General features: G+C 63.2%; 16 protein-coding genes and 1 riboswitch. Of the genes, 5 read left to right on the plus strand and 11 right to left on the minus strand.

Going from position 1 to position 18,560, the window contains the following annotated elements; all coding sequences use genetic code 11:
- Positions 1-85 precede the first annotated feature (85 nt).
- Positions 86-1,483 (minus strand): mechanosensitive ion channel family protein, encoded by a 1,398-nt coding sequence (locus G7044_RS08235; RefSeq protein ID WP_235931212.1) that lies wholly within the window; start codon positions 1,481-1,483, stop codon positions 86-88.
- Between the two features lie 43 nt (positions 1,484-1,526).
- Positions 1,527-1,616, plus strand: a riboswitch (glycine riboswitch).
- Positions 1,617-1,729: 113 nt separating this feature from the next.
- On the opposite strand from G7044_RS08235, the gene gcvT reads away from it, so the two are divergent.
- The 3 genes from gcvT to gcvP all read left to right on the plus strand — a co-directional run bounded on the left by gcvT (position 1,730) and on the right by gcvP (position 6,147).
- Positions 1,730-2,851, plus strand: a complete 1,122-nt coding sequence (gcvT, locus tag G7044_RS08240) for a glycine cleavage system aminomethyltransferase GcvT (RefSeq protein ID WP_166327912.1) — start codon at positions 1,730-1,732, stop codon at positions 2,849-2,851.
- Between the two features lie 12 nt (positions 2,852-2,863).
- Positions 2,864-3,223, plus strand: a complete 360-nt coding sequence (gcvH, locus tag G7044_RS08245; RefSeq protein ID WP_166327913.1) for a glycine cleavage system protein GcvH — start codon at positions 2,864-2,866, stop codon at positions 3,221-3,223.
- Between the two features lie 86 nt (positions 3,224-3,309).
- On the plus strand, positions 3,310-6,147 hold the full coding sequence (gcvP, locus tag G7044_RS08250) for an aminomethyl-transferring glycine dehydrogenase (RefSeq protein WP_166327914.1): 2,838 nt from the start codon (positions 3,310-3,312) through the stop codon (positions 6,145-6,147).
- Positions 6,148-6,179: 32 nt separating this feature from the next.
- Here gcvP and G7044_RS08255 read toward each other — a convergent pair whose 3' ends face one another.
- Together G7044_RS08255 and mog are read right to left on the minus strand one after the other, a co-directional pair.
- Positions 6,180-6,647, minus strand: a complete 468-nt coding sequence (locus G7044_RS08255) for a hypothetical protein (protein WP_166327915.1) — start codon at positions 6,645-6,647, stop codon at positions 6,180-6,182.
- A 187-nt stretch (positions 6,648-6,834) separates the two neighbouring features.
- The gene (gene mog / locus G7044_RS08260; protein WP_166327916.1) at positions 6,835-7,380 is read right to left on the minus strand and encodes a molybdopterin adenylyltransferase; all 546 of its coding nucleotides are present in this window, start codon (positions 7,378-7,380) and stop codon (positions 6,835-6,837) included.
- 327 nt (positions 7,381-7,707) lie between these two features.
- On the opposite strand from mog, the gene G7044_RS08265 reads away from it, so the two are divergent.
- Positions 7,708-8,982 (plus strand): Hint domain-containing protein, encoded by a 1,275-nt coding sequence (locus tag G7044_RS08265; protein ID WP_166327917.1) that lies wholly within the window; start codon positions 7,708-7,710, stop codon positions 8,980-8,982.
- An 83-nt stretch (positions 8,983-9,065) separates the two neighbouring features.
- On the opposite strand, the gene G7044_RS08270 is transcribed toward G7044_RS08265, so the two are convergent.
- Positions 9,066-10,286 (minus strand): argininosuccinate synthase, encoded by a 1,221-nt coding sequence (locus tag G7044_RS08270; protein WP_166327918.1) that lies wholly within the window; start codon positions 10,284-10,286, stop codon positions 9,066-9,068.
- 130 nt (positions 10,287-10,416) lie between these two features.
- Between G7044_RS08270 and G7044_RS08275 the strand changes: the two genes are divergently transcribed.
- Complete coding sequence (locus G7044_RS08275; protein WP_166327919.1) at positions 10,417-10,752, plus strand: Hpt domain-containing protein; 336 nt, start codon at positions 10,417-10,419, stop codon at positions 10,750-10,752.
- Between the two features lie 66 nt (positions 10,753-10,818).
- Here the strand turns inward: G7044_RS08275 and ilvA are convergent, their stop codons facing one another.
- The 7 genes from ilvA to G7044_RS08310 form a co-directional block, all read right to left on the minus strand.
- Positions 10,819-12,069: a threonine ammonia-lyase IlvA gene (ilvA, locus tag G7044_RS08280; protein WP_166327920.1), complete on the minus strand. Its 1,251-nt coding sequence runs from the start codon at positions 12,067-12,069 to the stop codon at positions 10,819-10,821.
- 157 nt (positions 12,070-12,226) lie between these two features.
- Complete coding sequence (locus tag G7044_RS08285; RefSeq protein ID WP_166327921.1) at positions 12,227-12,721, minus strand: P-loop NTPase family protein; 495 nt, start codon at positions 12,719-12,721, stop codon at positions 12,227-12,229.
- Positions 12,722-12,933: 212 nt separating this feature from the next.
- Positions 12,934-14,115 carry an acetyl-CoA C-acyltransferase family protein gene (locus G7044_RS08290; protein WP_166327922.1) on the minus strand — a complete coding sequence of 394 codons (1,182 nt, stop codon included), beginning with the start codon at positions 14,113-14,115 and terminating at the stop codon, positions 12,934-12,936.
- Positions 14,116-14,175: 60 nt separating this feature from the next.
- Positions 14,176-14,979 (minus strand): crotonase/enoyl-CoA hydratase family protein, encoded by an 804-nt coding sequence (locus tag G7044_RS08295; RefSeq protein ID WP_166327923.1) that lies wholly within the window; start codon positions 14,977-14,979, stop codon positions 14,176-14,178.
- 3 nt (positions 14,980-14,982) lie between these two features.
- Complete coding sequence (locus tag G7044_RS08300; protein ID WP_166327924.1) at positions 14,983-15,909, minus strand: AEC family transporter; 927 nt, start codon at positions 15,907-15,909, stop codon at positions 14,983-14,985.
- The gene (gene trhO / locus G7044_RS08305; RefSeq protein WP_166327925.1) at positions 15,909-16,835 is read right to left on the minus strand and encodes an oxygen-dependent tRNA uridine(34) hydroxylase TrhO; all 927 of its coding nucleotides are present in this window, start codon (positions 16,833-16,835) and stop codon (positions 15,909-15,911) included. The genes G7044_RS08300 and trhO overlap by 1 nt, the downstream gene beginning before the upstream one ends.
- A gap of 50 nt (positions 16,836-16,885) precedes the next feature.
- Complete coding sequence (locus tag G7044_RS08310) at positions 16,886-18,496, minus strand: SLC13 family permease (RefSeq protein ID WP_207630227.1); 1,611 nt, start codon at positions 18,494-18,496, stop codon at positions 16,886-16,888.
- Between the last annotated feature and the right edge of the window lie 64 nt (positions 18,497-18,560).

An 18,560-nucleotide genomic window follows, 5' to 3' on the forward strand; every position in this document is an offset into this window, starting at 1 on the left:
TGGGACAGGGGTTCATCCTCCGGTCATCGCGCCTGATCGCCCCGGCGCCGGGATACCCCCAATGTAGCATCGGGGAAGTGCATTCTCAATCGCCGGCGATGAATTTCGGTACGTCGGCACTGTCGGCATCGGCCAGAATCCGCACCTCGCGCTGCGGATAGGGGACGGAAACCCCGGCTTCCTTGAAGGCATCCCACAGCGCCAGATAGACTTGGCCGCGCACATTGGTCAGCCCGCCCTGCGCGTCCGAGATCCAGAATCGCAGCACGTAATCGACCGAACTGTCGCCGAATCCGGTGATCCAGCAGACCGGAGTACGCTGCGCCAGCACCCGCTTGACGGACATCGCGGCATTGATCGCCACCTTCGAAACCATATGCGGATCGTCCCGGTAAGAGGTGCCGAAATGCACGTCGAGCCGCACGAAATCATTGGTATGGGACCAGTTCACCACCTGATTGGTAACCAGATCCTCGTTCGGGATCAGATATTCCTTGCCGTCGCGGGTGACGACGCTGACATAGCGCGCGCCCAATGCGTCGATCCAGCCGAAGGTATCGCCCAGGCTGATGACATCGCCGGGCTTGACCGATTTATCCAGCAGGATGATGACGCCCGACACCAGGTTCGAGACCACCTTTTGCAGGCCAAAGCCGATGCCGACGCCGACCGCGCCGGAAAAGACGGCAAGCCCCGTCAGGTCCAGCCCGATGGCGCGCAGCCCGATCATGATGGCCAGCGTGAACAGGGTGATTTGCAGCAGCTTCGCCACCAGCACCCGCATCGTCGGCGACAGATCGGCGCTTTCGGCCAGCTTGCGCGTCACCGCCGCGGTGATCAGCCGCGCCCCCGCGATCAGCGCCGTAATCACCGCCAGCGCCTGAATGACCGTCAGCATCGACAGCCGGACCCCGCCGACGCTTAGCGCGATGCTGTCCAGCAGGCGCGCGGCATTGTCCGACATGTCCAGCAGATACAGCACCGCCCAGATCCAGGCCGCCCATTTGGCGATCCGCCGCGCCAGCGCATTGGCGATCAGCCGCGACAGGAAGGCGATGGCCAGCACCGCCGTGGCGATGGCGGCGGCCTCGGCGATGACCTGGCTGCGCGAGGGCCAGGTGATCTGGCGCATGATCAGCACCGCGCCCCAGGCCATGGCGGTGAACATGATCAGCCGCAGCCGCCGGTCGATCATCAGCCCCAGCCGCAGCCGCCACTTGGGCCATCCTTCGCGATGGCGCAGCCAGACCCGCAGCCTGGGCGACAACGCACGCGCCAGCAGATGCGCCACCAGCAGCAGCAGCAGGATGGCGCCCACCTGATTCAGTCGCGAGGGCAGCAGCATGGTGCGCAGGAAAAGTTCCACCTGCTGCCAGAACCCGTCGGCGGCGTTGATGATCTGTTCAGAAGTTGCGTCTTGCTCCATGCTGCTGATTAGACAGGCGGCATCCTCGTCCCGCAAGGCTTTCGCGGGCCGCGACATGCAATTTCCCCTTGCCAGAAAAACCATGCGCCGCTAGGCGTGGCGGCGGAATTCGGGAGACGCTGGCAACCGCCAGGGCCGAAGGAGCAACCGCCCCGGTAAACTCTCAGGCACAAGGGACCGGTTCCGCAGAAACTCTGAAGAGAGGCCATTTGGCCCGCCGAAGGATGACGATCTCAGGCGCCCGTAGCCGGGCATGGACAGAGGGGGCAGCCAAACCGCGCCTTGGCGCAAGGAGGATGCCCCATGTCTGACCTGAAACGGACCCCGCTTTACGATCTGCATGTCGCGCTTGGCGGCAAGATGGTGCCCTTTGCCGGCTGGGAAATGCCGGTGCAGTACCCGATGGGCGTGATGGGCGAACACCTGCACACGCGCGCGAAAGCCGGGCTGTTCGATGTCAGCCATATGGGGCAGGTTCTGCTGCGTGCGCCGTCCGGCACGGCCGCCGACGCGGCGCTGGCGCTGGAAACGCTGGTGCCGGCGAATATTCTGGGCCTGCCCGAGATGCGGCAGCGTTACGGCCTGTTCACCGCCCCGAATGGTGGTGTGCTGGACGACCTGATGATCGCCAATCGCGGCGACCACCTGTTCCTGGTCGTGAACGCCGCCTGTGCCGATCAGGACATTGCCCATCTGCAAACGCTGGACGGTGTCACGGTTGAACCGATCACCGACCGCGCCCTGCTGGCCCTGCAAGGCCCGGCCGCGCAGGACGTGTTGTCGCGCATCCTGCCCGAGGCGGCGGCGATGAAATTCATGGATGTGGCGATCCTGCCCTGGGACGGGGCCGAGCTGTGGGTCTCGCGTTCGGGCTATACCGGCGAGGATGGTTATGAGATCTCGGTCCCGGCGGAGCGCGCGCGGGCCTTTGCGGAATTGCTGCTGGCGGATGAGGCGGTGGCGCCGATCGGCCTTGGCGCCCGCGATTCGCTGCGGCTGGAGGCAGGGATGCCGCTGTACGGCCATGACATGTCGGTCGATGTGACCCCCGCGCAGGCTGCGCTTGGCTGGTCGATCCCGAAGCTGCGCCGCGCCGAAGGTGAACGTGCCGGTGGATTCCCCGGCGCGGATACGATTCTGCCGGAACTGGCGGCCGGGGCTGAGCGCGTGCGCGTCGGCCTGCGTCCCGAAGGCCGCGCCCCCATCCGCGAAGGTGTTGCGATCTGGGATGCCGAAAACGATGGTACACTGATCGGGCAGGTGTGTTCGGGCGGGTTCGGTCCTTCGGTCGGCGGTCCGGTCGCGATGGCGATCCTGCCTGCGGGGCTGGCTGCTGGCGACACCGTCTGGGCCGAACTGCGCGGCAAACGCATTCCCGTCGCCGTGGCGGACATGCCCTTCATCAAACCTGACTATAAACGCTGAGGAGCGCGACCCATGCTGAAATATACCGAAGACCATGAATGGCTGAAGGCTGACGGCGACGAAATCATCGTCGGCATCACCGCCCATGCCAGCGAGCAGCTGGGCGATGTCGTTTTTGTCGAACTGCCCGAGGTCGGCCGCGAAGTCGCCAAGGGCGAGGAAATCGTGGTGATCGAATCGGTGAAGGCGGCGTCCGACATCGTGGCCCCGATCGCTGGCACCATCACCGCCGTGAACGAGGATCTGCCCGACAGCCCCGGCGCGGTGAATGACGACGCGATGAGCGCCTGGTTCTTCCGCATCAAGCCGGCCGATGGCGAAAGCATCGACGGTTTCATGGACGAAGCCGCCTATCAGGCGCTGATCGGATAATCAGGCCGGGGGCTGTCTGCCCCCGGAGCCCCCGAGGATATTTGGGCCAGAATGAAGGCAAGGACCTCTGGCCGAGGATGAACGTGATGAGCCGCTGGACCCCCACCGACTATAACCCCGACGATTTCGCGAACCGCCGCCATATTGGCCCCTCTCCGGCCGAGATGGAGGAGATGCTGAAGGCCGTTGGGGTCGCAAGCCTGGATCAGTTGATCGAGCAGACGGTGCCGGGGTCGATCCGGCAGGCCGCGGCGCTGGATTGGGCGCCCTTGTCCGAGGCCGCACTGCTGGAACGCATGCGCGGCGTGGCGGCGAAGAACAAGGTGATGACCAGCCTGATCGGGCAGGGCTATTACGGCACGGTGACGCCGCCGGCGATCCAGCGGAATATTCTGGAAAACCCGGCATGGTATACCGCCTATACCCCCTATCAGCCCGAGATCGCGCAGGGCCGGTTGGAGGCGCTGCTGAACTATCAGACCATGGTTTCGGATCTGACCGGGTTGCCGGTGGCGAATGCGTCCTTGCTGGACGAGGCGACGGCGGCGGCAGAAGCCATGGCCATGGCGCAGCGGGTGGCGAAGTCGAAGGCGAAGGCTTTCTTCGTGTCCGAGAACCTGCATCCGCAGACGATTTCGGTGATCGAAACCCGCGCGCTGCCGCTGGGGATCGAGGTCGTCAAAGGCGCGCCCGAGGATCTGGATCCGTCGCAGGTGTTCGGCGCGATCTTCCAGTATCCGGGCACGTTCGGGCATATCCGCGACCTGACGGCTGAATGCGATGCGCTGCATGCGGTGGGCGCGGTGGCCGTGGTCGCGACTGACCTGCTGGCGCTGTGCCTGCTGAAGGAACCGGGCGCGATGGGGGCGGATATCTGCGTCGGATCTTCCCAGCGGTTCGGGGTGCCGATGGGCTATGGCGGTCCGCATGCGGCCTTCATGTCCTGCCGGGACGCGTTCAAGCGGGCGATGCCGGGGCGGATTGTCGGGGTGTCCATCGACGCCAACGGGAACAAGGCCTACCGGCTGGCGCTGCAGACGCGCGAACAGCATATCAGGCGTGAGAAGGCGACCTCGAACGTTTGCACGGCGCAGGCATTGCTGGCGGTGATGGCGTCCTTCTATGCCGTGTTCCATGGGCCGGTCGGGCTGCGGGCGATTGCGCAGCGGGTGCATCTGAATGCGGTGACGATTGCGGATGCGTTGCGGGCAGCGGGCGCGGAGGTTGATCCGGGCGCTTTCTTTGACACCATCACCGTGCGTGTCGGCGTGGGGCAGGCCGGCATTCTGGCCGCTGCCGAACAGCGCGGGATCAACCTGCGCAAGATCGGGCGTGATCGGGTCGGGATCAGCGTCGATGAAACCACAGATGCGGGCGTGATCGCGCGGCTGCTGGATGCGTTCGGCATCCATGATGCGGCAGAGCCCGCCGATGCCCCGGCGATCCCCGCCGATTTGCTGCGGGAAAGCGACTATCTGACCCATCCGGTCTTCCACATGAACCGGGCGGAATCCGAGATGATGCGCTATATGCGGCGTCTTTCGGATCGCGATCTGGCGCTGGATCGCGCGATGATCCCGCTGGGGTCCTGCACGATGAAGCTGAATGCCGCGGCCGAGATGATGCCGATCACGTGGCCGGAATTCGGGGCGCTGCATCCCTTTGCGCCAGCCGATCAGGCAGCAGGCTATGCCGAGATGCTGGAGGATCTGACGCAGAAGCTGTGCACGATCACCGGCTATGACGCGTTTTCCATGCAGCCGAACAGCGGCGCGCAGGGGGAATATGCGGGGCTGTTGACCATTCAGGCCTATCATCGTGCGAATGGCGACGATCAGCGCGATGTCTGTCTGATCCCGGTTTCGGCCCATGGCACCAACCCGGCATCGGCACAGATGTGCGGGATGAAGGTCGTGGTGGTGAAATCCGCGCCGAATGGCGACATTGACCTTGAGGATTTTGCCGACAAGGCCAAGGCTGCGGGTGACAAGCTGGCGGCGGTGATGATCACTTACCCCTCGACCCATGGCGTGTTCGAGGACACCGTGCGCGAGGTCTGCAAGATCACCCATGACCATGGCGGTCAGGTCTATATCGACGGCGCCAACATGAACGCGCTGGTCGGGCTGGTGAAGCCGGGCGAGATCGGCGGCGATGTCAGCCACCTGAACCTGCACAAGACCTTTGCGATCCCGCATGGCGGCGGCGGGCCGGGCATGGGGCCGATCGGCGTCAAGGCGCATCTGGCGCCGCATCTGCCGGGGGATCCGCGGACCGGGGAAGGGGCTGTTAGTGCAGCACCCTTTGGGTCGGCTTCTATCCTGCTGATTTCATGGGCCTATATCCTGATGATGGGCGGGTCTGGGCTGACCCAGGCGACCCGGGTGGCGATTCTGAACGCCAACTATATCGCCAGCCGGTTAAGCGCCGGTTACCCGATCCTGTTCATGGGCAATCGTGGCCGCGTGGCGCATGAATGCATCATCGACACCCGTCCCTTCGCCGAACATGGCGTGACCGTGGACGACATCGCCAAGCGCCTGATCGACAACGGTTTCCATGCGCCGACGATGAGCTGGCCGGTCTCTGGCACGCTGATGGTGGAGCCTACGGAATCGGAAACCAAGGCCGAAATCGACCGCTTCATCACCGCCATGCTGGCCATCCGGGCCGAGATTCAGGCGGTGGCCGATGGCGAAATCGCGGCCGAGGCGAGCCCCCTGCGCCACGCCCCGCACACGGTCGAGGATCTGGTCGCGGAATGGGATCGTGCCTACAGCCGCGAACAGGGCTGCTTCCCGCCGGGCGCCTTCCGCGTCGACAAATACTGGCCGCCGGTCGGGCGCGTCGACAACGTGCATGGCGACCGCAACCTGATCTGCACCTGCCCGCCGCTGGAAGATTACGTCGAAGCGGCAGAATGACAGCAAGCCCCGGCCAAATCGGCCGGGGCTTTTCAATTCGCGGGGACAAGCCGGCCCTTGCGATACCGGCGCAGGATCGAATGCGGGGCATTTGCGGACAGGCGCATTTCGTCGATGGTGTCGGGCGGGGTGTCGTCATGCCAGCCCCAGCCGTAAATCGCGCCAAAGCGCTTCAGCACGAAAAGCAATTCGTCCTCGTTCAGCAATTCGTAAGGAATCCCGAGTACATGATGGTTCCCGGGACGATGGCAGAACATGAAGCTCTGCGACTGCGAGTCCTGAAGATACAGATTGAAGTAAGATTCGGGGTTGGCGTCCAGCCAGGGCGTCAGCTCTGCCAGATCAGAGGTCGAGAACAGGATCTTTTCACATGCGCTGTCCATCACCTCGAAATGCGCAGGTGGCACGGTCAGGCCAAAGCGGTCCTGGAAATGAAACAGCGTGTTCGGGTGCCGCTTGCAGGCGAAGAAGAACCAGCAGTCGCGGAAGCCCTCTGTCATGGCATGTTTTGGATGGCGCGGCTGATGCGAGTGGCGCAAGCGGGTGCCGCAGATTGGTCAGCCGCTTCCGCATTGTACGGCGCCGGCGAATTCAGGCGGTCGTGTCGCGCGGCATCTTCGGCTGTGCTGGCGAGATATCGGCAGGGGCTGTCAGCGCGCGGATGGGCCGTAACCGGCAGGTCGCGCATTACTTGGCCTTTGGGCGAAATGCTTTGATTTTCGTGGGGTCGGTCTCGATATACGCGGCCCCCAGCAGGTCGAGGCAATAGGGGACGGCAGCGAAAACCGCATTCAGGCAGGTGGCGATGGCCGATGGCTTGCCGGGAATGGTGATGATCAGCGTCTTGCCGCGGCTGACGGCGGTCTGGCGCGACAGGATTGCGGTCGGCACCTCGGCCAGTGAGGCGCGGCGCATTTCCTCGCCAAAGCCCGGATATTCGCGCTGGGCGATGTCGGCGACGGCCTCGGGCGTCAGGTCGCGTGGTGCGGGACCGGTGCCGCCGGTGACAAGGATCAGGTCCGCGTCCTGCCTGTCACACAGGTCGCGCAACGCGTCTGCGACGACCTCGCGACCATCGGGGACGATCACGCGGTCAATCTGCATCGGCGAGGTAATGGTGTCGCGCAGCCATGCCTCGGCGCCGGGGCCGCCCTTATCTTCATAGGCACCGCTGGCGGCACGGTCCGAGACGGTGAGGATGGCGATGCGGGCGGGGCGTGCGGCGTTGGTCATGCGGCTTAGTTTGGCTGGACCCGTCATAAAGCGCAACGGGCTGGAATGGCCGATGTTTTGGGACTGCGTGGTCGTGCCTGGCCTGAGTTCCTGAGGGTTAGGTTAATACAGCTTTAAGTTGTGGATTTTACGCGCATAAGGAGAAATCGGCAGGCATCTGGTTGTATAATAAATCATATAAAATCAAATTGGTATAATAAGATTTGGATATGGCAGCATTTGAATCGTCCTTTTCGGTTTAAATACGTTAACCAATGTTGACGTAACGTCACAAAACTCCTTTAAGTTGCGCGCAATCGATAGAACGACGCTAATTTGGAGGCCGAGATGCCAGTTTTTGAAGGCGACGATAAGAACAACAGGCTTATCATCGGTGGAAGCACGGACGACACCGTCCTGGGTCATGGCGGGGACGACTATATTTCGGCCTATCCCGGTGATGATTATGTCGACGGGGGTGATGGTAACGACACCATAAGGCTGGAGCGCGGCAATGATACGGCGCTCGGTGGTGCCGGGAACGACGAAATCACAGGCTATCATGGCGATGACTCGTTGCTCGGCGGTGCGGGCGAAGACACAATTCTGGGCCAGACTGGCAATGACTATATTGATGGTGGCGAAGGCGCTGACTGGCTTGAGGGCGGGGCTGGCTTTGACACGATCAGGGCGGGGCATGGGGACACCATCCATCACTTCAATCAGGCCATCGGCCAGGATCTGACGGACGGCGACCATTCCAATAACGACGTGCTTTTGCTGGGCGAGCATTACAATTATCCCTCGCTGCGGATCCTGAACGCTGCGCGTGTCGCAAAGGGCCTTGCACCCTATGCCGACCCGGTGGAGTGGATGACTGCCGATATCGGCGACGACGGCATCCTGAACGATATCAGCACCACCAACGGCTTTGCCGATGACGTGCATATCAATATCGAGTTCGCAGGCAGGACAGAGCTTTCGACCGAAAACACTGATGTCGTATGCTTCGGCGATGATGCCCTGATTCAGATGGCCGACGGTAGCAGCCGTGCCGCAGGTGATCTGGCGGTCGGGGATGAGGTCATGACGCGCGATGCAGGCGCCCAACCGATACGCTGGGTCGGCAAGCGGCAGCTAGGCGCATCGGAACTGAATGACCGCCCGAACCTTCGCCCGATCCGCATCCATGCCAACGCGCTTGCTGAAAATGTGCCAGAGCGCGACCTCATCGTGTCGCCGCAGCACCGCATGCTTGTTCGTTCGAAGATCGCGAAGCGGATGTTTGGCGCCCATGAGGTTCTGGTGGCCGCCAAGCAACTGCTGGAGGTCGACGGGATCGAGATTGCGGCCGACATGGCCGAGGTGACCTATGTTCACATCCTCTGCGACGATCATCACGTCGTCACTGCCAACGGCGCCGAGGCTGAAACGCTTTACACCGGGGAAGAGGCGATGAAAGCGATGGGTCCGGCCGCGCGGCGCGAGATCTATGCGATCTTCCCGGAGCTGCGTGACAACCCGCCGCGACCTGCCGCGCGGCATTTGAGCTCTGGCCGGATGGCCCGCGCTTTGGCAAAGCGCCACGTCAAGAATAGCCGCTGCCTGCTCGAAGAGGTTTAAAAGCGGCGGCTTTGGCCAACGCAAAAAGGGGACGGAAACACCGCCCCCTTTTCGATTGCCGCGCGGCGCGGGCTGTTGGCGTGTCAGAACTTGGCGTTCCGCGCAGCCAGCAGCTTCAGCCGCAGCGCGTTCAGCCGGATAAAGCCCGCCGCGTCCTTCTGGTCATAAGCGCCCGCGTCGTCTTCGAACGTCACATGCTTTTCGCTGTACAGCGAATGATCCGACCAGCGGCCAACGGTGTTTACGCTGCCCTTGTACAGTTTCAGCCGCACTGTGCCGGTGACATGTTCCTGCGACTTGTCGATGGCCGCCTGCAGCATCTCGCGTTCGGGACTGAACCAGAAACCGTTATAGATCAGCTCTGCATAGCGGGGCATCAGGCTGTCTTTCAGATGGCCTGCGCCCGCGTCCAGCGTGATCTGTTCGATCCCGCGATGGGCCTCCAGCAGGATGGTGCCGCCGGGGGTTTCGTAGATGCCGCGCGACTTCATGCCGACAAAGCGGTTTTCGACGAAATCCAGACGCCCGACACCGTGCTTGCGGCCATATTCGTTCAGCTGCGTCAGGATGGTCGCGGGCGAAAGCGCCTCGCCGTTGATCGCGACCGCATCGCCTTTTTCGAAGGTGATCTCGATATATTCGGGGGTGTCGGGCGCTTCTTCGGGCGAAACGGTGCGCTGATAGACGTATTCGGGCGCTTCCTCGGCCGGGTTTTCCAGCGCTTTGCCTTCGCTGCTGGTGTGCAGCAGGTTGGCGTCGACGCTGAACGGCGCCTCGCCGCGCTTGTCCTTGGCGATGGGGATCTGGTTCGCCTCGGCAAATTCCAGCAGCTTGGTGCGGCTGGACAGATCCCATTCCCGCCAGGGCGCGATCACCTTGATCGACGGATCCAGCGCATAGGCCGACAGCTCGAACCGGACCTGATCGTTGCCCTTGCCGGTCGCGCCATGGGCCACGGCATCAGCGCCGTGCTGATGCGCGATCTCGACCAGATGCTTGGAAATCAGCGGGCGCGCGATGGAGGTGCCCAGCAGATACAGCCCTTCGTAAACCGCATTGGCGCGGAACATCGGGAAGACGTAATCGCGCACGAATTCCTCGCGCACGTCGACGATATGGATATTTTCGGGCTTGATGCCCAGCAGTTCGGCCTTGGCGCGCGCCGGTTCCAGTTCTTCGCCCTGCCCCAGATCGGCGGTGAAGGTGATGACCTCGCAGCCATATTCGGTCTGCAGCCATTTCAGGATGATCGAGGTATCGAGGCCACCGGAATAGGCGAGCACGACTTTCTTCGGCGCGGTCATGGGCGAGTCCTTTCTGATTTCGCCTTGGATTATGCGGTTTTGCCGCACCTCACAAGTGCTGCGACCCCGTTAAGGGAGCATTAGGGCGGCCGCGCTATGTTATGGTTGACCGGACGATTCGGGGGCGATGATGATTGACTGGAAGCGCGTGCATGACTTGCGTGAGGAGCTTGGCGAGGAAGATTTTGCCACGGTGGTCGAACTGTTCCTGGACGAGGTCGAAGGGATCGTCATGCGCATCGGTCATGGCGATGCAGACCAGCTGGAAAATGACCTGCATTTCCTGAAGGGCAGTGCGGCCAATCTTGGGTTCACCGTCTTCGGGCAATTGTGCCAGCAAGGCGAGGCCGAGTGCCGCAATGGCCATCGCGAGAATTTTGATATGGCCGGGCTTCTGGATTGTTATGCCGCGACCAAGCGCGATTTCGTTGCCGGGATCAGTCGGCGACAAAGCGGGGTGGCCTAGGCCGCCACGCGCGCTTTGTCCTGTTGTTCCTGGCTTCTGCGTCGCAGCGGCCAGTCGTGTGCACTGTCAGATCAGGAACTGCGCCAGCAGTTCATCATGGGTGATGTCCTGATAGGTAAAGCCGCTTTCGTCCAGCCGGACCATCAGTGCGGTCAGGTTGGCCGGGTCCGCCGTCTCGATCCCGATCAGGACAGAGCCGAAGTTTCGCGCCGATTTCTTCAGGTATTCAAACCGGGCGATGTCGTCATTGGGGCCAAGCAGCATCAGAAAGTCGCGCAGCGCGCCGGGGCGTTGGGGCAGCCGCAGGATGAAGTATTTCTTGAGACCGGCGAAACGCTGGGCGCGTTCCTTGACTTCGGGCAGGCGTTCAAAGTCGAAATTGCCGCCCGAACAGATGCAGACCACGCGCTTGCCGGCCAGCTCGCCGGCGTCGGCAAGGTCGCGCAGCACATCGACGGCCAACGCGCCGGCGGGCTCTAGCACGATTCCCTCGACATTGAGCATTTCCAGGATGGTAATGCTCAGCCGGTCTTCGGGTGCGGTCAGGACCTGTTCGGGCGCGAAGTGGCGCAGATGCGCAAAGGGCAAATCGCCGATCCGCGCCACGGCCGCCCCATCGACGAAGCTGTCGACGCCGGGCAGGGTGACCTGCTGGCCGGCCTCTAACGCGCCTTTCAGGCTGGCACCGCCCTGAGGTTCGGCGAAGACGAATCGGGTCTGGGGCGACGCCGCGGCAAGGTATTGGGTGACGCCTGCCGACAGACCGCCGCCGCCCACGGGCAGGACGACCAGATCGGGGGGCGCGGGCAACTGTTCAAGAATTTCGCGCGCAACGGTGGCCTGGCCTTCGATGACGTCGGCGGCATCGAAGGGCGACAGGAAGGTCGCGTTCTGATCCTTGGAAAAGGTCTGCGCCGCCGCCAGGGTCTGGTCAAAATAATCGCCCGTCAGCACGATTTCGATACTGTCTCCGCCAAAGATGCGGGTCTTGGCGATCTTCTGCTGGGGCGTGGTGACCGGCATGAAGATCGTGCCGCGCGCGCCGAAATGGCGGCATGCAAAGGCCACGCCCTGCGCGTGATTGCCCGCACTTGCGCAAACGAAATGCCGGTTGCTGCCGGCGTCGATGGCCTTGCGCATAGCGTTGAAGGCGCCGCGCAGCTTATAGCTGCGCACCGGGGTCAGATCCTCTCGTTTCAGCCAGATTTCGGCGCCGTAGCGGGCCGAGAGATGGTCGTTCAACTGTAATGGCGTGGCCGGAAACAGATCGCGAAGCGCGGTTTCGGCACTGGCTACGGAGGTGGTGAAATCTGACATGAGAGGCCCCGTAAAATGCGCGGATAGCGTTGGCATGACGGGGGGCGAAGGTCAATGCGGGCGGTGGAATGGAGGCTATGCGGACAAAATGTGAATTCGCTGCGGCTGCGCCAAGGTCCGCTTCAGTGATCAGGGCTGGTCAATGCCAGAAGCATGATTAGGGGCATGGGAATGTCAGGTTGCGCGCTTTCGCCCAACCATGGATGAACTGACGAAGCTCCTCGCTTCGCTGTTGCGGCTGCCCTCTGCCATCACGTATGGCGACGGTCGCTTCATGCCCGACGAGCCAAGGGAACAGACCTAAACGGTCGTAGTTCTCGCCCGCATCAGAATGACCTGGATTTAACCATTGTACGAAAATGTCGAATTCATTTTCCACGACGTAATCGAGTGTCTTACGCACTGTCTCGGTGTATTGGATTGAGCACAAGATGATGTGACAGTCCTGATTTTCGAGAATGTTCCCCGCATAAAGTTGACGCTCCTCGGGCGATCCGCTGACCAAAAATACCTCAACGCATTCCGCGCCATAGAGGGTTAGAGTTCGAGTGTTTTTACCTGTGCGCACCGTCGAGTTGAACAACGTATTCCACGTAGTCGATTTGCCCGAGTTCCGGTTGCCGAGAATTCCAACGAAAAGGCGATCGCCCAAACCATCCTCCTAATCTTCACACTCGCTACATAATAACAATCAAGCGCCGTGCGCAAATCCTGATTTTTGAAAGCGGATCCAAAGACCGGCCATTCTACGTGTTGCGGCAAATAGGTAGTCAGGGCTCAATGCCGACATTCCTGTCCATATACCGATTTCCAGACGGGCAGGGGGCTGCCTGTCTGGATGTTTTTAAGCTTCTCTGTCGAGGATCAGATCCGCTCGATCGCCAATGCAATTCCCTGACCGCCGCCGATGCACATGGTGATCAGCCCGCGCTTGCCGCCGATCCGGTCCAGTTCATACATCGCCTTGACGGTGATCAGCGCGCCGGTGGCGCCGACCGGGTGGCCGAGCGCGATGGCGCCACCGTTCGGGTTCACCTTGGCCGGGTCCAGGCCGAGTTCCTTGTTCACGGCGAGGGCCTGTGCGGCGAAGGCCTCGTTCGATTCGATTACGTCGAAATCGCCGACGCTCAGCCCGGTTTTTTCCAGCAGTTTCTGGACGGCGGGGACGGGGCCGATGCCCATGACCTCGGGACGGACGCCCGCGACGGCATAGCCCAGAACCTTGAAGCGCGGGGTCAGGCCGGCGGCCTTGGCGGCGTCTGCGCGGGCCAGCACGATGGCGGCGGCGCCGTCATTGATGCCGGATGCGTTGCCGGCGGTGACGCTGCCGTCCTTCTTGAAGGCGGGTCTCAGCCCGGCGAGTTTTTCCAGCGAGGTTTCCTTGGGGTGTTCGTCGGTGTCGAAGGCGACCATGCCCTTGCGGGTCTTGACCTCGACCGGGACGATCTGGTCCTTGAAACGGCCCTCGGCGATGGCCTTGGCGGCGCGCGTCTGGGATTCCAGCGCGAATGCGTCCTGCGCCTCGCGGCTGATGTCATGCTCGGCGGACACGTTTTCGGCGGTGACGCCCATATGGCCGGTGCCCATCGGGCAGGTCAGCGCGCCGACCATCATGTCCAGCATCTGAACATCGCCCATCTTGGCGCCGAAACGCGCGGCGGGCACCGCATAGGGCGCGCGCGACATCGATTCGGCACCGCCCGCGACGGCGAAATCGGCATCGCCAAGCGCCAGCGACTGGACGGCCGAGACGATGGCCTGCGCGCCAGAGCCGCACAGCCGGTTGACATTCATCGCGGGCGTCGTGAAGGGCACGCCTGCATCCAGCATGGCCACGCGGGACAGATAGGCGTCGCGGGGTTCCGTGTTGATGACATGGCCGAAGACCACGGTGCCGATCTGGTCGGGCGCAACGCCTGCGCGTTCCATCGCGGCCTTGGTCACGGTCGCGGCCAGCTGGATCGGCGGAATGGCGGCCAGACTGCCGCCGAATGTGCCGATCGCGGTGCGCGCGCCGGACAGGATGACGATATCATTGTCGGACATGGTGGTTCCCCCTTGTGAATCCGGCGTCAGCTTAGAAAGCCGGAACGCCCCTGTATAGGATCAACCCTGCGTCGGTTTGATGCGGGGGCCGCTGCCGTCGCGGAAAGCCGCCAGTCTCTCGCGCGCGGCGGGCTGGGTGTTGACCACCCCCGCCACAACCGATTCCGCATAGGCTGCATCCAGCGCCGACATGTTCTGCATATGGCTGATGGCCGAGCAGATGGCGAAATTGGTCAGCGGCAGGTTTTCCGCGCAGCGCCGGGCGATTTCATAGGCTTTCGCAAGGCTGTCCTGCGCCATGTAATTGGCAAGGCCCACGGTCACGGCTTCCTCGCCGCGATACAGCCGCCCGGTCAGCATCATGTCGATCATCCGCGACTTGCCGATCAGATCGGCCACGCGGATCGTGGCGCCGCCGCCGGTGAACAATCCGCGCTGCCCCTCGGGCAGGCCGAAATAGGTTGTATCGTCGATCACCCGGATATGCGCGGCCGAGGCCAGTTCCAGCCCGCCGCCGACAACCGCGCCCTGCAGCGCCGCGATGATCGGCACGCCGCCATATTCCATCTTGTTGAAGGCCTCGTGCCAGTGCAGGCAGACATGCATGAAATCGGCGGGTGAGCGGTCGGCGGCGTGATGTTCGACAAGATCCAGCCCGGCGCTGAAGTGATCGCCCGCACCGCGCAGAATGGAGGCGCGCACGCCGTCGCGGGGCAGGGTGCGGAAGATCTCGATCAGTTCGTCGATGGTGGCCACGTTCAGCGCGTTGCGCTTGGTCGGGCGGTTCAGGGTGACCGTTGCAATGCCGAGGTCGTCGACGTCCAGCAGGATGTTTTCCAGTTTCAGGTCAGCGATGCGGGGCATGGGTCAGCCTTTCTCGATCAGGTGCATGACGATGGGAATGGTCAGGACGCTGGCGGCGGTGGAAATCAGGATTGCGGACGAAACGCGTTGCACCGCGATGCCGAAATATTGCGCCAGCATATAGACATTGCCTGCCACGGGCAGGGCGGCGGCGGCGATCATCACGCCTGCCGCGAAAGGGTTGACCGCCAGCAGGATCGCGGCGATGCCGACGGCCGCAGGGTGCAGGACCAGCTTGGCCGTAGTCAGCCAGATCGCCGTTGCCGGGCGATCAGCGCGGCGTCCGACAAGGCTGGCGCCGATGGCGAACAGCGCGCCGGGGGTGGCGGCGGCGGACAGGATGGTCAGGAATTCCAGCACCGGGCCGGGCAGCGGCAGGCCCGTGCCGGACCAGATCAGCCCGGCCAGAAGCGAGACGATCATCGGGTTGGCGATCAGCCCGCGCAGCAGCGACCAGATCATCGCAAGGTTCATCCGGCCCTGACGCGCGGCGGTGATGATCAGCGTGATGAGGGTTGAAAACACCACCAGATCGACGATCAGCACCAGCAGGACGGGGCCGGCGGCGGCCTCGCCCATCAGGGCGACCAGCATGGGCACGCCCAGAAAGCCGGTATTGCCGATGACGCAGCAATGCGCCTCCATCGCGGCTTCGGACCAGCTGAGGCGGCGGGCGCGGGCCACCGCCATGCCGATCCCCCAGACCAGCAGCGAACCGGCCAGATAGGCGGCGGCAAAGGCGGGATCCCAGATCTGGCCGATCTCCAGCGTGGCGGCAAAGCGGAACAGCATTGCCGACAGCGCGAAATAGAAGACGAAGCGGGTCAGCCAGGCAGCGGCCTCTGGCGGGAAGAAACGAGTGCGGGCGGCGGCCCATCCGAGCCCGATCAGCATGAAAAACGGAAGTGTTTTCAGGAAGATCGCCAGCATCAGTCCGTTTTGTCGCCCCCCAGGATCGCGCCGATATGGTCGGTTCCGCGCTGCCGGGCCAGATCAACCTGATGCTGGCGTTCACGAAAGCGCGCGCGGTCGGCATCACTGTATTCGCTGGCGCAGCGGTGGCAACTGACGCCTTCTTCATATTCGGGGCGGGCCTTGTCGGCGGCGGCCAGCGGCCTGCGGCAGGCGTGGCACAGGTCATAGCTGCCATGCCGCAGGCCGTGGCCAAGGCTGACGCGCTGATCGAAGACGAAGCATTCGCCCTGCCATTTGCTGTCTGCTTCCGGCACGTCTTCCAGATACTTCAGGATGCCGCCTTGCAGGTGGTACACATCCTCGACCCCTTGCGAGATCAGGTAGTTCGTCGATTTCTCGCAGCGGATGCCGCCGGTGCAGAACATGGCGATGCGCTTGTTGTGGAAGCGGTGCTTGTTGTCCTGCCACCATGCGGGGAAATCGCGGAAGGATTTGGTGCCGGGATCGACCGCGCCGTCAAAGGTGCCGATCTCGATTTCGTAATCGTTGCGCGTGTCGATGACGGCCACGTCTTCAGCGGCGATCAGGTCGTTCCAATCCTTGGGTTCGACATAATGGCCAACGCTGGCCAATGGGTCCACGTCGGGCTGGCCCATGGTGACGATTTCAGGTTTTACGCGGACCTTCATGCGGCCAAAGGGCATTTCAGCGGCGGTGCTTTCCTTCCAGACCAGATCGGCGCAGCCGGGCAGGCTGCGGATATGGGCCAGCACCGCGTCGATCCCTTCGCGGGTGCCGGCGATGGTGCCGTTGATGCCTTCGCGGGCCAGCAGCAGCGTGCCCTTGACCCCCTGCGAACAGGCGAGCTTTGCCAGCGGGGCCTTCAGGGCCTCGGGGTCGGGGAAGGGGGTGAAATGATAAAGCGCGGCGACGGTCAGCATCTGCTGGCCATAGCCGCCGCGCCCCGAGTCGTCAAACCTGCCGCGTCATCTCATCCGAAGGTGATGCCAAGCGCGAAGCCGCCCAGCAGATAGATGAACATGGTGATCAGCACGATCCCGACGAGGTTCAGCACGAACCCGCCCCGCGCCATCTGGCCGATGGTCACCGTTCCGGTGCCGAAGACGATGGCATTGGGCGGGGTGCCGACCGGCAGCATGAAGGCACAGGTTGCCGCGAAGGCCGCCGGGATCAGCAGCGCCATCGGATCGACGCCGATCCCCGCAGCCACCCCGCCAAGGATCGGGATGAAGGTCGCGGCGGTGGCGGTGTTCGATGTCACCTCGGTCAGGAACAGGATCAGCGTTGTGACGGCGGCGACCAGCATGATCGGGGTCAGCGCGCCCAGACCCTGCACCTGCTGGCCGAACCACTGGTCAAGCCCGGTCGAGGCAACTGCGCCGGCCAACGACAGCCCGCCGCCGAACAGCAGCAGCACACCCCAGGGCAGCCCGTCCTCGGCATCCTTCCAGTTCAGCACCATTTCCGTCCGGCCCCTGGCGGGCAAGATGAACATGGCGATGCCGGCGGCGATGGCCACGGCGGTATCGTCCAGCATGTCCAGCGGCCCGAGGCTGAGGCCGGTCAGGCTGCTGATCAGCCCCGGCACCACCCACAGGAACGCGGCCGAGCCGAAGACGATCATCACCATGCGCTCGCCCTGGCTGACCGGCCCGAGATGCGAGATCTCGTCGTCGATCATGGCGCGGCCGCCCGGAACCTCGGACAGGTTGAAGCGGAACAGCAGGTTGGTCATCAGGAACCAGGCGATCAGGATGAAGACAATCGCCAGCGGCAGACCGATCAGCATCCATTGCAGAAAGCCGATCTCGCGGCCGAGTTCATCCTGGACATAGCCCGCGACGATGGCATTGGGCGGGCTGCCAAGCAGCGTGCCAAGCCCGCCGATGGTTGCCGACCACGCGATGGACAGCACAAGGCAGATGCCGAATGCCTTGATGTTCGGGTCGTCGATGACATCGCTGATGGTGCCACCGGACGCCAGCTTTTCGCCCACTTCGGCGCCCTGGCTGGTATGCCGGCTGCGTTCGACCACCAGCGTCAGGATCGACAGCCCGATGGGCAGCATCATCAGCGTGGTGGCGGTGTTCGACACCCACATCGACAGAAAACCCGTCGCCAGCATCATGCCAAGGATGATGCGTTTCGGCTGTACGCCCACCTGCCGCAGCGTCAACAGCGCGATGCGGCGGTGCAGGTTCCATTTCTCCATCGCGATGGCGATCAGGAAGCCGCCGAGGAACAGGAAGACGATGGGGTTCGCATAGGGCGCCGTCGATTCGCTGACGGTGCGTTCGGTCAGCATCGGGATAAGCACGATGGGCAGAAGCGAGGTGGCCGAAAGCGGGATCGCCTCGGACATCCACCAGATCGCCATCAGCGTACCGATGGCTGCGACATTGCGGGCATCGGGTGACAGGCCCTCTGATCCGCCAAGCAGCAGCCAGACCAGCCCCGCCGCGATCAGGCCGGCGGCGCGCAGGCCCCAGATCATGCGCGCGGAACGGCCGCCCGTTCCGTCGTCATATTCCTCGTATTCTCCTTGCTGACGCGGGTCGTGCGGCAGATCATCATCCGTCATGGCAATTCCCTCCCTCAAATCACTTTCCCTTTGGTCAGGTTGCCCAGTTTGCGCGCGGGGGCAA

It is taken from the genome of Paracoccus xiamenensis (assembly GCF_011308835.1).
GTDB lineage: Bacteria > Pseudomonadota > Alphaproteobacteria > Rhodobacterales > Rhodobacteraceae > Paracoccus > Paracoccus xiamenensis.